10 protein-coding genes are annotated in these 14,181 nt (G+C 70.5%); 2 read left to right on the top strand and 8 right to left on the bottom strand.

The window, feature by feature from the left end:
- Window positions 1–62 precede the first annotated feature (62 nt).
- The 7 genes from E1193_RS07450 to E1193_RS07420 all read right to left on the bottom strand — a co-directional run bounded on the left by E1193_RS07450 (window position 63) and on the right by E1193_RS07420 (window position 7,259).
- Window positions 63–1,127, bottom strand: coding sequence for a helix-turn-helix domain-containing protein (locus E1193_RS07450; RefSeq protein ID WP_243707369.1), 1,065 nt, complete (start codon window positions 1,125–1,127; stop codon window positions 63–65).
- Between the two features lie 64 nt (window positions 1,128–1,191).
- Window positions 1,192–1,980 carry an ABC transporter permease subunit gene (locus E1193_RS07445; RefSeq protein ID WP_132181523.1) on the bottom strand — a complete coding sequence of 263 codons (789 nt, stop codon included), beginning with the start codon at window positions 1,978–1,980 and terminating at the stop codon, window positions 1,192–1,194.
- Entirely contained in the window at window positions 1,958–2,884 is a 927-nt protein-coding gene (locus tag E1193_RS07440; protein ID WP_132181521.1) for an ABC transporter ATP-binding protein, read from the bottom strand. Before E1193_RS07440 ends, E1193_RS07445 begins: the two co-directional genes overlap by 23 nt.
- A 551-nt stretch (window positions 2,885–3,435) precedes the next feature.
- On the bottom strand, window positions 3,436–4,026 hold the full coding sequence (locus E1193_RS07435; RefSeq protein WP_132181519.1) for a hemerythrin domain-containing protein: 591 nt from the start codon (window positions 4,024–4,026) through the stop codon (window positions 3,436–3,438).
- The gene (locus E1193_RS07430; RefSeq protein WP_132181517.1) at window positions 4,019–5,236 is read right to left on the bottom strand and encodes a hypothetical protein; all 1,218 of its coding nucleotides are present in this window, start codon (window positions 5,234–5,236) and stop codon (window positions 4,019–4,021) included. Before E1193_RS07430 ends, E1193_RS07435 begins: the two co-directional genes overlap by 8 nt.
- A 398-nt stretch (window positions 5,237–5,634) precedes the next feature.
- A complete protein-coding gene (locus E1193_RS07425; RefSeq protein WP_132181515.1) occupies window positions 5,635–6,228 on the bottom strand; it encodes a hypothetical protein in 594 nt (197 codons plus the stop codon).
- A 443-nt stretch (window positions 6,229–6,671) separates the two neighbouring features.
- The gene (locus tag E1193_RS07420) at window positions 6,672–7,259 is read right to left on the bottom strand and encodes a hypothetical protein (RefSeq protein ID WP_132181513.1); all 588 of its coding nucleotides are present in this window, start codon (window positions 7,257–7,259) and stop codon (window positions 6,672–6,674) included.
- A gap of 339 nt (window positions 7,260–7,598) precedes the next feature.
- On the opposite strand from E1193_RS07420, the gene E1193_RS07415 reads away from it, so the two are divergent.
- Complete coding sequence (locus E1193_RS07415) at window positions 7,599–10,550, top strand: hypothetical protein (protein WP_132181511.1); 2,952 nt, start codon at window positions 7,599–7,601, stop codon at window positions 10,548–10,550.
- Window positions 10,551–10,612: 62 nt separating this feature from the next.
- Here the strand turns inward: E1193_RS07415 and E1193_RS07410 are convergent, their stop codons facing one another.
- The gene (locus E1193_RS07410) at window positions 10,613–13,471 is read right to left on the bottom strand and encodes a BTAD domain-containing putative transcriptional regulator (RefSeq protein ID WP_132181509.1); all 2,859 of its coding nucleotides are present in this window, start codon (window positions 13,469–13,471) and stop codon (window positions 10,613–10,615) included.
- 162 nt (window positions 13,472–13,633) lie between these two features.
- Between E1193_RS07410 and E1193_RS07405 the strand changes: the two genes are divergently transcribed.
- Complete coding sequence (locus tag E1193_RS07405; protein ID WP_165945672.1) at window positions 13,634–14,095, top strand: hypothetical protein; 462 nt, start codon at window positions 13,634–13,636, stop codon at window positions 14,093–14,095.
- Window positions 14,096–14,181 lie beyond the last annotated feature (86 nt).

Genomic DNA, 14,181 nt, shown 5'->3' with positions numbered 1-14,181 from the left:
TCCCCGACCGCTCCGGTGCCGGGCTCGTGGCCGTCCGGTTCCCGGGTGCCGACGGCTCCTGGCTAGCTTTCCTTCCGCTGGGGCCAGCCGAGGAGTCGGGCGCCGAGCACGGCGGCGTGCAGGGTGAAGCGTTGGGTGGGTTCGTTCGGGTGGTAGCCGGTCAGGTTGTGGATACGGTCGAGGCGGTAGGTGACCGCGCGTACGGACAGGTGCATCTGGCGGGCGGTGGCGGTGTGGTTGCCCTGGTTGTCGAAGAGCACGGCCAGGGTGTCCAGGTAGGGCTCGACGCCGCCACGGGCGGTGGTGAGCGGGCCGAGAACAGTGGTGACCAGGTCGGTGATGGCGTCCCGGTCGCGCAGCAGGACGGGGAAGACCAGCAGGTCGGCGGCGTTGAGCACGGGTGCGGTGAAACCGAGCTTGGCGGCGTGGTCGAGGGTGTTGCGCGCCTCGTCGAGGGAGGTGGCCAGGCCGTGCACACCTGGGTGGGGGCGGCCGACCGCCACCTGCCAGCCGTCGGCGCCGAGTTCGGTGAGGAGCAGGTGTGCCAGTTCGGCGCCGATGCCTCGTAGCCCTCCGGCGCTGATACACACCAGCTCACGGTCGCGGAGGGTGGTGAGGATGTTGCCCTCGCCGAACCGGGCGGCGAGCGCCGCGTCGACGCGGTGCGTGATGTCGGCGGTGAGACGGGCGGCACGGGCGACCAGGACGGTGTGCGTGGCCGACAGGCGGATGCCGTAACGGTGGGCCCGCTCGGCCAGGCTGCCGGGCTCGGCTCGACCGGTGAGCAGGTCGTTGACGAACGCGGCGCGCTCGGTGTCGTGGCGATCCAACTCGGCGCGGGTCTGGTGGAGATAGCCGTCGAGGACGGCCACCAACACCCAGCGCGCGGCGTCCAGGAGGGTCGTGGCCCGGCTGTGGACGGCGGTCGTCGTGTCCTCGGAATCGAGGGGCGGGGTACGCCAGCAGACGCCGGCGGCGGTGAAGAGCGCGTCGACCAGGTCGTGCACGTGCAGGCCCTCGTCGGCGGCCCGAGCTCCCACCTGGGCGGCGGTCCGCAGGCGCCGGTCGCCGGCCGGGGTGCGCAGCAGGACCTCGCAGTCGGCCGCCAGCCAACTGGTGTCGCTCATGGCCGGGTCCCTGTCCGCGTGCTGGTGGCCGCCCTGGGGTGATCGGCGGCCACCAGCACCCGCTTCAGACACCGACGTCGCGCCGGTCGAACATCAGCACCCCGACGAGGGCGGCCACGGCGCCGACGGCCACGAGGGTGAGCAGTTCGACCGGGTGCCAGCCGGTGTGCAGCGGATCTGTGCCGATGAAGTAGTGGAAGGGCGACAGCCAGCGCAGCCAGTGCCAGCCGTCGGACATGCCCGCGATGGCTTTGGCCATGTAGGTGGTCACGGCGAGCACACCGGTGATCGTCAGTACCGTGCCCCGTCTGCCGGAGGCGGCGCCGGCGAGGAAGGCGACGCCGGTGAAACACCACGCCAGGGCGATCAGGCCGACGCCGGCAGCCGCGACGTTGGACAGCGGGATGTCCATGCCCACCCGGGGAACGATAATCATCAACAGCATCAACGGGACGGCCGCGACCAGGGTGATGGCGGCGCCCGCGGCCGCGAGGCGCTGCCCGGCGAAAGCGGTACGGGAGAGCGGGTTGGCCAGCAGCAGCTCCATGCCGCCCTCCTCCTCGGGCCGGGCGATGGTCCGGGCGGTCAGGGTGATCGCGCACATGAGGACCAGGAGTGGGCCGATCAGGCTGAAGATCGTCGCCTGGAGGTAGCCGGCCGGGGAGAGCATGTCGGCGATGCCGAGGAAGTCCAGCATTTCCTTGGGCAGGGCCTCCTGCTTCAGCTCCGCCGCCCCCTGGAACTGGCTGTAGAAGGACGTGTAGATGACGGTGAACAGGGCGACGCCGGCGGCCCAGCCGAACACTGCACGGCGGTCGTCGCGCCAGGTCTTACGCACCAGCGCGGGAAGCATCGCCAGCTCCTTCGGAGTGGTAGTAGAACGACAGGAACGTCTCTTCCAGGTCGGGCTCGGTCGACAGCACGTCCACGACCTCGTGCCGTGCCGCCGCCTTGATCAGCGGGTCGAGGCGGCCACTCACCGTGCACCTGAGCACCGGCCCGGACACCGTCACCTCACTGACGCCGGGCAGGACGCCGAATTCCGCCGGGTCCACGGGATCATCGAAGTGGATCTCCACCGTCCGGATTGCCCGCTTGCCGAGCGACTCCACGCGTTCGACCGCCGCCAGCCGGCCGTCCCGGATGATGGCGACCCGGTCGGCGGTCTGCTGCACCTCCGCCAGGACGTGGGAGGACATGAAGACGGTTTGCCCGGCGTCCCGGGCGTCTCGGACCATGGCCAGGAACTCCTGCTGCATGAGCGGGTCCAGGCCACTGGTGGGCTCGTCCAGGATCAGCAGGGCCGGCCGGTGCATGAACGCCTGGACCAGGCCGACCTTCTGCTTGTTGCCCTTGCTCATGGCGCGTACGGGGCGGGACAGGTCCAGGTCGAGCCGCTCGGCCAGGCCGGTCACCTGTGACCAGGCCACGCCGCCCCGGGCGTCGCCGAAGAAGCGCAGCAGGTCCTCGGCGGTCTCCCGGCCGGGAAACGCCAGCTCGCCGGGCAGGTAGCCGATCTGCCGGTGCAGGGCAGCCTTGTCGCGGCGCGGGTCGAGCCCGAGAACGGTCGCGCGACCGGAGGTCGGACGCAGGAAATCCAACAGCAGGCGGATGGTGGTGGTCTTCCCGGCGCCGTTGGGTCCGAGGAAGCCCATCACCTCACCGGCACCGACCTGGAGCGTGAGACTCTCGATGCCGCGGCGCTGGCCGTAGAACTTCGTCAAGTCCTCGGTGAGCACGGCAAGGTTGCTCGTCATGCCCATATCGTGGCGCTCACGCCGGGTGGCCTTCCAGTGCCGCGCCCGGCGAACATCGAGCGACATTCTTGCCGGCGTTCGGCAACCAGCGCGCACCGGTCACCTGCGTTCCAGGCCGTTGACCGAAACGCCGCCGGCGCCGTCCCGCACGTCAGCCGAGGGTGGCGAGCAGGCGGCAGGCCTGCGGTCCCGCCAGGCCGTTCTCCGGCTCGCGGGACGGTGTCGAAAGGTGTATCCGGCGCAGCAGGTGGTAGCCGCAGCGGCATGGTGGTGCGAGGCGTCCGGCAGGGGCTGGCGGCGCCTCGCTCGCCCTTCGCCAGGACGTCGTCCAGGCCGCCGGTCTGCCCGCGCCGGCCGAGCCACCGGCACTGCACGCGTCCACCGGCGTCGAGGTCCGGATCGGGCTCCCGCACGTCGTCCGCGCCTGACACCAGGCCGGTGCCCTCGCACGCGACGTCGGCGCGGGGTGCCGGGGCCGGCACTGCGGACGCGAGGTGGCTGGCTGACCGGGAAGTGACCACCTCGCGTCCGTCAGTCCCGCCCGTACCGCGTCAGCCCTTCCCGTTGGACGGCCTGCGTACCGCGTCGCGGATCCGGTCGATGACCGCGAGGGCGGGACCCGCCGCGAGGTTGCCCTTGGCGGACTGCGCGCCGGGGTGGGGTCGAGTGGGGGCGGTGGCCTCGGCTGCCCGCACGGCGGCGGCGAGGCCGCGCAGCCGGTCGGCGGGCACGTGTTGGCGCAGCCGGGGGAACTCGTAGCGTTCCTCGTGGCGGGCGTGGGTCAGCACGGCGTCGCGCAGCAGGATGATGCCGGTCTCGAAGCCGTCGGCGTCCACACCGCCCGCGACGAGGGTCCGCAGCGTCTCCTTGGCCTGGCGTTCCTCGGCCAGCCGCTCGTCGACCATCGCGTCGCCGCCGCCCCCGGGCAGCTTGCGGGCCAGCGGATGGACGATCTCCTCCTCGGCGGTCTCGTGCGCCGCGAGCAGCTTGACCAGATCGTCGAAGGCGTCCCGGCGGATGTCGCCGGTGCCGCCGATGACGAGCAGGAACAGCTGTTCGATCCGTGCGTGCTGGGCGAGCAGCAGATCGACCACGTCCTCCTCGGCGGAGCCCGGCGTGGCCTGGGCACCGGTGTCAGTCATGGCTGCCTCCGTCGCGGACGCGCAGGCTCTCCACCGGGTGTGGGCCCTCGGTCTCGATCCGGTACTCGTCGCCGAAGCGGTCCCGGTGCAGGTCGATGACCTGCTCGCTCGGCGGCTGCTGGCCGTCGTGCAACTGCTGCTGCATCCACTCGAAGCGCTCGTGCGCCTCCCGGACGTACCCCTCGCCGAGCTTGGTGAGGTCGATCTGGGTCGCCAGCAGGTGACGCAGGTATTCCTTGTTGGGTTCGAAGGTCAGTGGCTCGGGCAGCCCCGTGCTGCCGACGATCTCCTCCGGCTCCCGGCCGTCGTGCCGGCGCAGCAGGTCGGCGGCCTGCTGGAGGTGGGCCAACTCCATCTGCAGGTGCAGCTCCCACACCGCCTTGATCCGAAGGTCGCTCTCCTGCTGGAGAAAGGAGTAGTAGAGCCAGCATTCGTTGTACTCGTGGGTGACGAGCCGCTCCCACCAGGTCTCGCCCGGGTCCACCAGGGACTCGTAGTGGGTGACGTGTTCCTGCTCGATCAGGCTGATCTCCTGGTAGAGCTGGCGGGCGATCGGCTCCATGTACTGCGGACCGACGTTCATGTAGTAGAACATCACCTGCTGCTCGGCTGACAGGATCGTCAGCGCGTTCAGCTTCGACCGTGGGTCGGCACTGCCGCGGTCGTAGGGGGTGCGGACCTCGTCGAACGGGTGCCGGTGCTCCTGCACGGTGGGGCGCCCCGGCATCACCTCGGTGAGCCCGTCGACGATTTTCTCGGCCTTGCGCCGCTCCACCATCTCGTACAGGTTGGCGTAGCGGTACAGGTGGTCGAAGTCCTCCAGGACGCCGAACTCGTACGCCTGCTTCAGGTACGGGTCGGGTTCGTGGCGGGCGACCCAGGCGGTCAGGTCCACCGCCACCTGTTCGTAGCCCAGGGTCGTCTCCAGCACGCTGGCCACGCCGGGCAGCAGCCAGTTCACCACCCGTTGCTGCTGGCTCTCGACGTACCGGACGTACGCCAACTGGCGGCGGACCTCCTGGTCTGGGCAGTTGCGGGCGAACTGGTGCTGGAAGTTGATCGCCTCCACCTCGATGCCGTTCATCGTGATGATCCGGCAGCGGGTGTAGGGGTCGACCGCCTCCGGGTCGATCGGCTCCACGTTCAGCTCACGCCAGTTGCGGATCTGGTCTTCCAGGGGGATTCCCTTGTGGTCCAGTGGATTGAACATCGCCTCTCCGTTCACCTCGGGGGTCTCTGCGGGCCGCCCGTGTCGCCGGGATTCCGGCCGCCCTCCCCGCGGGATCTACGAACCTGGGTGCCGTCCGAGGCATTTGCCCCACCTCCACTCCTACCCTTCGCGATGCGTCTTACACGGAAAGCGTCCGATTCGCGGCAGCAGCCCTTCCGGGCCTACCCGGAACCGGCAAGTCAGGCCGGGCCGGCTCACCGGCCGCGCCGTTCCCGGCGGGGGCGCATCAGCAATCAAGTATTCGATGGAGGTAGATGAGATGGTCACCAGGCCCGGCCCGAGCACCGCGACCACCGGAAACACCCCGTACACACCGCCACCTTGGCGGTGGGGGCGGTCTTCCTGCTCGTCGGCGTCCGCAAATTCATCACCCCGGGTCATTGCGTTCGGGGGGACCGGAGACGCTGCCAGCGGATAGCCGATGCCCGGCGACGCCGCCGTCCTCTACGGACGAGGAGCAGCATCCCGCCGCCGCCCATGACGATCAACGCGCCGACGACGGCGAAGATCAGCGGCAACCGGTCGCCGACCGTGGACGGCAGGCCCCAGGCCCCGGCCCGGTCGGGAAAGGTCAACGTGCCGGTGAAGGTACGTTGGATCCGCCCGCTCTCCAGGGTGATCTTCGCGTCCCACGGGCCGTCGGCCAGTTGCTCGTCGAGCAGGAACGTCACCCGCCCACCGTTACCGGGCGCGAGGGTGGCGCTCTTCTGCGCGCGGAACGGGCCGGCGTTGATTCGGCCGCCGCCGCCTGACAGCCACAGATGCCCGTCCATGTCGAGCGCGCGTTCGCCGGTGTTGTGGACGTCGGCCTTCACGATCGGTACGCCCTGCTCGGTACGTCCGGGAGTCACCTGATCGATGCGGAAGTCGGACGGGGGATCGCCACCGGGGCCGATGTCAAGGTAGACCCGGACACCCACCCCGTTGACGATCTGGACGTTCTCGCCCTGGCCCGGCGTGGGTGACGCCACCTCGGCGACGATGGCGCCGTAGCGCTCCCCCTTGGTGGCGTTCGGCGGGATGCTGATCCGGGCGATCAGCCGGGTGCGGCTGTGCGGTGGTGCCAGGAACGTCGGCTGGTCGATGGAGATCCACGACGGCAGTTCGTTGCCGTTGCGGTCGTCCGCCGGCCGGAAGTTGTTGTCGCGGATCTCCGCGGCGGTGACATGGACGTTGATCGGGTGCGGCTTGCCGGAGTTGTTGGTGACCTCGAACCGGCGGGTGATGGTGGTCCCCGGGTTGATGTGGTCGACGATGTACAGCCGCGCGCGGGGGTCGTCACGGCGGTTGGAGGAGGCCTCCAGAAGGCGGATGCCGAGCGTGCCGCCGTCGGGCCGGAGCGGTCGTCGTCAGGAGCAGCGTCACGGCGAGGACGCCCACTGCTCTGGCCAGCCGGCTGGGTGTGATCATTCCGTCAGGTGACGGTGTGGGAGATGGTCCCGGTGTACGTGCCCGCCACCTTGTTGAGGGCGACCTGTGCGGTCAGCGAGGGATTCCACGTGGCGGAGTTGTTGCCGGTGCCACCGGAGTGGCTGAAGGCGGTACGCGACAGATCCAGCGTCTCCCCGACAGGAGGTGGCGGCGGGGCGAATGCCCCGGCCTGTCCCGGGGTGAAGGTCCCGTCGCCGGTGGTGGCCGTGGCGTTGCCGGAGAAGTAGTAGATGCTGGAGTTGGGGATGGTCTCCGGCGTGGTCGCGCCCCCGGTGGTGAAGTCGGTGCCGGTGACGGTCGCGGTCCAGGTCGGCGTGAGGGACGCGCGTTCGTCGCTGACGGTCACCGGCCCGAGCGATCCGTAGGCGTACCCGCCGGGGGTGGCATCGTTCCCCAGGTCCGCCGTGTCGGGCACGGTGATCTCCAGGGCGCCGGCGGTGACGTCGAAGGTCGTCGTCGTGTCGCAGGCGGTGTCCTCGGCGCACGTGGCGGCCTGGGCCGGCGCTGCGGTGAGCAGCCCGGCCGCGAGCACGAACGCGCCGGCGATCCCGGCACTGATCGGTTTTTTCATTCAAACCCCCCGTATTGGCACTAATCGGTCAGGAGGATCCTAGCGAGCATGGCCGTATCCGGCAGGAGTTCGTCGGGACCGGCGGCCGGCCGGGAAGCCGCCGGCACCCAGTCAGCGCTGGGATCTCAGCACATTTTCAGAGGGCGATCAGCGGCGAGCGTTACTTTCCTCCGGCCCGTGGCGGGCGTGCCGCAGCACCCACCAGCACTCCGTCCAGTTCGGCACGGTCGGGCTGTCTGGTCAAGGTCGACGAGGTCCTGAGCCAGCCTCACGCGTGGATCCGATGCGCGCCCCGGCCCCGGTGCGCCCGTTTCGCCCACCCCCGCAGCGAGGAGCAGCGTGAGACAAATACTGGCAATGGCTACGGCGGCGGTTACCCTGGCCGCCGCCGTACTGGCCGGCGGTCCGTCCCAGGCCGCGCCGCCCGACGGCACCGCTCGCCCCGTCGGCGACCGGTCGGCCCGACCGGCGCCGGCGGCACCCGACCCCGGGCACGACACCGGCCAGTACGCGCCGCAGCGCGCGAAGCCGTACCAGCCCGTGACGCCGGACCGCCAAACCAAGCGGCCAAAGGCGAGCCCGCCGGACTTCGGGCCGCACGAGAAGATCGTCCGCGCGTACCACCGCGGCCAGCTGTCACTCGACGACACTGTGCGGTACGGCATGATGTCGGTCGACTCCCCCGGCTCGGTGCCCGCGCGCCTGCGCCCCACCGGCGCCGTCAAGAACCCGGCGACGTACCTGAAGTACCTGTCGATGCTGTCGGCCAACGCGACGCCGGCCGCGTCCCGCGCCGTGACGCCGACGCTCACCGCACCCGCCCCAGCCAGGGCGACCGGGTACGACGACTGCGCGGCCGAGGACTACGAGTACCTCGACGTCAACTACAAGTGTCGGGCCAGCGCCGGCGAGTTCCTCATCCTGTACAACGTCGCCGGCGGCGGCCAGCCCGGCATCCCGCCGGTGTTCAACCCGAACGGGCGGCCCGAGGCCGTGCAGCACATGCTGAACTCGCTGTCGATCGCGGTCGGCGAGTACCGGGAGATGGGGTATCCCCTGCCGGTTCGCACCGACAAGCCGTACGTGCTGGTGTACGGCGTGAACAAGCTGTTAGGGCAGCCGATCCACGCCCCGTTTGTGTTGCCGTTGGGCCTGAACCAGCAGCCCACCATCCTGGTGCCGACCAGCGAGAGCCGGTGGGACTACATGCCACGGCACGAGCTGTTCCACGTCATGCAGTACCAGTACTGGGACCGCTCCGGCATCGTCCAGGACTGGTTCTGGGACTTCGTCGGCGGCAAGGAGTTCGGCTCGATGAACTGGTGGATGGAGGCCACCGCGGAGTGGGCGACCCACCAGACCTACGCCCGCACCGGCGGGTTCAGCCCGCTCGGCGAGGACGACCTCTACGCCCGCAACGTGGCCGACGTGCTGGCCAAGCCCGGGCAGGCGCTGAACTCGTGGGGTGGCCTCGGTACCGGCCCGCAGTACGGGGCTTTCCTGCTCCCCGCGTACCTCACCGAGCGGACCGACGGTGCCTTCGTGCGGCACACCTGGGAGAGCGTCCGCGACCACGACCACCTGCCGATCGAGGCGATCCGCAACGCGGTCGAGGGCTACGGCATGAACTTCAAGCACATACTGCTGGGCTACCACATCGCCAACTACCGGCTGGCGAGGGCGAACAACGCTCCCCTGCCGACCCCGCCGGGCAGCTGGGATCTCTACGGCTACCAGGACTCCGACGCCACCCTGTGGCGGTCGAACCTGTACGGCCACACCCCGACCGACGACGACGGGCTCGGCGATGCCCGGCCGGCACGCAAGAAGCACACCGTCGCGGCCGGTACGCACACCGAGTACCAGGACATCCTGCGCAAGGGTGGGGCGGTCTACCACGACTTCTGGGCCAAGGCGCAGTCCGGCGACCCGAGCTGCGGCTACTGCTCCACGCTGCTGGTGGACACCACCAAGGATCCCAACCGCAGCTCCGCCATCATCATCTGGTCGCCCAAGGGCAGCCCCGGCTCACTGGCCGAGTACCCGACGATCCAGACGGTGAAGTACCCCGACGCCGGCGGGCTCATCACGGTGTCGAACTTCGCGTACCCGATGGTGGCCACGCTGGTGACCACCTGGACCGAACTGGACGTCCACTCCCAGGACGCCGCCGAGTCCCCCAAGACGTTCACCACCTACATGGAGACCACGCTGCCGATCAAGGAGCGGCAGTGCTCGTTGCGGGCGCCCAACGTCACCAGCCTGCACCTGAACGCCGCCCCCGAGGCGACGTTCAACAACTACGCGGCCAGCACCCCGGACGGCTGGACCGGCGGTGACTCCACCTACTCGGTGAAGCTGCCGGACGGCCGCATCATCTGGCTGTTCTCCGACACCTGGCTCGGCCCGCTCAACGCCAACGGCACCCGGCCGACGACGGCGCCACTGGTGAACAACACGTTCGTGGTGCAGAACGGCAACAACCTCACGACGTACCACGGTGGAACGGCCGGGGCGCCCAGGCCCATCATGGGTCCGACCTCCACGACCACCTGGTTCTGGATCGGCGACGGCCATCTCTCCGGTGGCCGGCTACAGGCGGTGTACCAGGAGTACCTGAAGTTCGGCCCCGGGTCCTGGGACTTCCGGTTCAACCGCAACGTGGTGGCGGACTTCGACCTGGGCAACCTGCGCACTCCCGTCCGGGTCCGCGACCTGCCCTCGGCCAGTGGGGTGGCGTGGGGTTCGGCGCTGCTGCCGGCCAGCCGCAGCGGTGACGGCTACACCTACATCTACGGCGTCGACGACTCGCCGACGCACAAGCAGATGCGGATCGCCCGGGTCCAGGGCGACGACCTCGGTTCCGGCACCTGGCAGTACTACACGCCGTGGGGTTGGTCGTTCCGGGAGCAGAACGCCCGCAACACGCTCACCGGCATCGCGAACGAGTACAGCGTGACGCCGTGGAACGGCCAGTACCTGCTGCTCAGCCAGGACAGCACGGAGGCGTTCAGCGGTCAGATCATGGCGTACACGTCGTGCTCGCCGTTCGGGCCGTTCACCAACCGCACCCCGGTCTACCGGATGCCCGAACCGGGCCCGTACGGCAGCTACTGGAACGGCAACATCATCGCGTACAACGCGCACGTCCACGCGTCGCTGAGTTCGGGCAACACGTTCGTCGCCTCGTACAACGTGAACAGCATGGACACCAGGGTTAGCCCCGAAGGGGACCACTACCGGGATCCGGGTATCTACCGCCCGCGGTTCTTCCGGTTCACCCTCGGCTAGCTCAACCGGCGGTGTGGCGGCGCAGCACCCGCGGCGCCACACCGTCGCTGTGGCCGACGGGTTCAGCCCGGCCCGGACTGCCGGGCCGGGCGCCGGGGTGCGTCCTCCGCCACCTGATCGGCGCCCTGGCGCGGCAACCCGCCGGCACCGTGCGGCGGGTCCGACAACCGGCGCAGCCGCTCGGCCAGCTCGGCGGCCACGGCGGCGTCCAGGTTGTGAAGCAGGGCCAGCGCCCGTCGCCATGCTCGCTCGCACTCGGCCACCTCGCCGGCGGCGAGTCTGCTCTCCCCGAGGCTGATCAGGGTACGCGCCGAGCCCATCCGGTCGCCGCACTCCTGCGACATCTCCAGGCTGCGCTCGTAGCACCGGATGGCGAGTGAGAACTCGCCGCGCTGGTGGTGGATGTACCCCATGCTGTCCCAGCCGGCCGCCTCGCCGTGGCGGTCCGCGCTCGCCCGGAGCAACGCCAGCGCTGCCCGGCAATGGACCAGCGCCTCGTCGTACTCGCCGAGTTGGGCATGCTCCCAGCCCAGCGCGGCGAGAGCCCGGGCCTCTCCGACGTCATCGCCCTCCGCGCGGAACAGAGCCAGGGCGAGCTTCAGATGGCGCACCGAGTCCCGGTGGCGTTTCCGCCGGTCGAGCATCCGGGCGACGTCCAGTTGCACGTGCGCCTGCCCGACCCGGTCGTCGACCGCCCGGTAGCGGTCGAGCGCGTGCTGGTAGGTGGTCTCGGCGTCGCGGTGCCGGCCGAGCCGGTCGTAGCCGTCGGCCAGGTACCGGTACGCCACCGCCTGCGCTGCGGCGTCCGCGACCCTCGTCGCCATCGCGACCGCCGTACGCTGCGCCCGCACCTGGTCGTGGCGGTGCCACTGCCGGCTCAGCCACGGTTTGATCACCCAGGCGAGCTGCCAGGAGTGGGCGGCGAACCCCTCGGCCGCGGCTCGGTCGATCGCGGCCAGCACCCCCGCACGTTCGGCGGTGAACCACGCCAGGGCCTGCTTCCGGTCGGTCGGTTCGTCGACGTGCACGTCGTCGGCGCAGGGCTCGAACCGGACCGGCGCCCGGTTCGGCTCCACGAGCGCGTCGGCGTGCCGGGCGCTGTGCAGGTAGTGGTCGAAGAGCCGGCGCATCGCCCGGCGGCGGTCCTCCGCCGGCTCGGTGGCCTGCGCCAGTTCTTCCGCGTACGCCCGGAGCAGGTCGTGGAACAGGTAGCGGCCCGGAAGGTGCTCCTCGATCAGGTGTGCCCGGATCAGTTCACCGATGAGCATCCGCGCCCGCGGCACGGGCAAACCCGTGAGACTGGCCGCCGCGGACAGGCTGACGTCCGGGCCGACGTGCAGGCCGAGCCGTCGGAACACCCGGGCGGCCTCCGGGCCGAGTGCCCGGTAGGACCAGGAGAACACGGTCCGCACGTCGGTGGCGGAGTCACCGTTGGCCAGCACGTCGAGGCGGCCACGGCTCTCTCTCAGCTCGGCTGCGAGCGCGGCCAGCGTCAGCCGGGGGTTGATGGCGGCGCGGGCGGCGACCACGGCCAGCGCCAGGGGCAGCCGCCCACACGATTCGACGATCCCCGTGGCGGCCCGCGGTTCGCCCGCGACCCGCTCGCTGCCGAGGCGCTTGGACAGAAAGGCTCGCGCCTCCACCGCGGAGGGGCGCCCGAGCGGAACCGGCTTCGCGCCGTGTCCGGCCACCAGCCCGGCCAGCTGGTCGCGGCTGTTCACCAGGACGAAATTACCCGGCGTTCCGGGCAGCAGCGGGCGGACCTGTGCGGCGTTTCGCGCGTTGTCCAGCACGATCAGGACGCGTCGCTGTGCGACAGCCGTGCGGAAGAGTGCGGACTGTTCGTCCAGCGTCGCCGGAATCCGGCTTGCCGGCACGCCCAGGCCGGCCAACAGTCGGCGCAGGGCATCCACCGGGTCCATCGCGGCGCCCATGGTGTCGAAGCCGCGCAGGTTCACGAAGAGCTGCCCGTCCGGGAAACGATCGGCGACCCGGTGGGCCCAGTGCACGGTGAGCGCCGTCTTGCCCGCGCCGGGAGCGCCACTGACCACGGCGATCGCGACGCCGGTGTGCCGCGACTCCAGCAGCGCGTCGAGCGCGGCCAGTTCGCTGGTACGGCCGGTGAAGTGGGGTACCTGCGCGGGCAGCTGACGTGAGCAGGGACTGCCCTGGTCAGTCGGCGTCGCCGGGGGACCGTCTGCCAGCACCGCCTGATGGACGCGGTGCAGTTCGTCGCCGGGTTCGACGCCGAGATCCCTGGTCAGCCGGAGCCGGGTTTCCCGGAACACCGCCAGGGCTTCGGTGCGTCTACCGGCGCGGTGCAGGGCGGTCATCCACAGCGCGACCGCGTTCTCCCGCACCGGGTGCTCGGCGACCACAGCGGCCAGCCGGGCCACCGCGTCGGCAACCCGCCCCGCGCCGAGCTCGGCCCGAGACAGCTCCTCGATGGCGGCGATCCGCTCCTGTTCGAGGGTCTGTCCGATGGTCGCCCCGAGCCACTCGCCCGCGACGTCGGCGAATGCGGGACCGCGCCACAGGTCCACGGCGGTTCGCAGCAGCTCGTCGGAGGTGGCCTCAGCGACCATTGCCTGCTGCACCAGCCGTCGGAACCGGTGCGCGTCCACCGACTCGCGCGGCACGGTCAGCTGGTAGCCGTGCCCCGCCGTCGCCAGCTCGACCGCCGGGATGCTGCGGACGAGCCGGCGGAGGCGGGACACGTGCCCCTGGATGGCGTTGCGCGCCGACGCGGGCGGGCTGTCGCCCCACAGCGCGGTGACCAACTGGTCGAGGGTGACCACATGGCCCGGGGCCAACAGGAGCATCGCCAGGATGGTGCGCTGCTGGGCGTTCGTCGGGCGGAGCCGCTGGCCGTCGCGCCACACGCCGACCGGTCCCAGCACCCGAAACTCGACACCGTCCACCGTTCCCCGCTTCCGAGCAGCCCCCCGCGAGCGGGTCAGCCTAGTGTCCACGGCCGACAGAACGCCAAGACAGCACGTTCAGCGGGATCTCAGCGCCCTTTCACGGGTCGCCGATACGGTCCCCGGAGATCCACACCTGATATTGATCACGGGAGCACCGCTATGACTTTCCGTAAACTTCGTCGTGCCGGCGTGCTGACCGCCTGCCTGACCACCCTGGGTGCCGCGAGCCTGTTCGCCGCCGCGCCCGCGCAGGCCGCGGTCTCCTGCTCGGGCACCGTGACCTACAGCAAGACGGTGCCGAGCAGCAACCCCGTCGGCGAGCTGGTCATCTACTACAACACCAGCAACGGTGGCACCAACAGCGCCTGCTTCTACCACCGGGGTGCCTCCTTCGGGAAGTCCGCACTGACCGGGGTCCAGATCGCGCGCTGCAAGCAGCGCTCCGGCGAGGGACGCCCCTGCGACTTCGCCGCGCTCTCCTCCCCGGACGAGGGCACCTACTCCTCCTACGCCGGACCGGTCGGCGTCACCGGCACCGCCAACTACTGCGTCTCGGCGAAGGGTTGGATCGCGTGGGGCGGCAGGGTCTACACCGTGGACAGCCTCACCCGGGGTTGTTGAGCCACCACCCGCGTCGACATGGGCACGCGGCGTTCCCGTTGGCAGTAGGTGGAGGTGTCCGGCGCGCGTTGCCGCGGCGTGCCGCA

The organism is Micromonospora sp. KC606, from assembly GCF_004348675.1.
Lineage (GTDB): Bacteria > Actinomycetota > Actinomycetes > Mycobacteriales > Micromonosporaceae > Micromonospora.
Note: the sequence above shows the minus strand (reverse complement) of the source record. Positions and strands in the feature narration are given on the sequence as shown.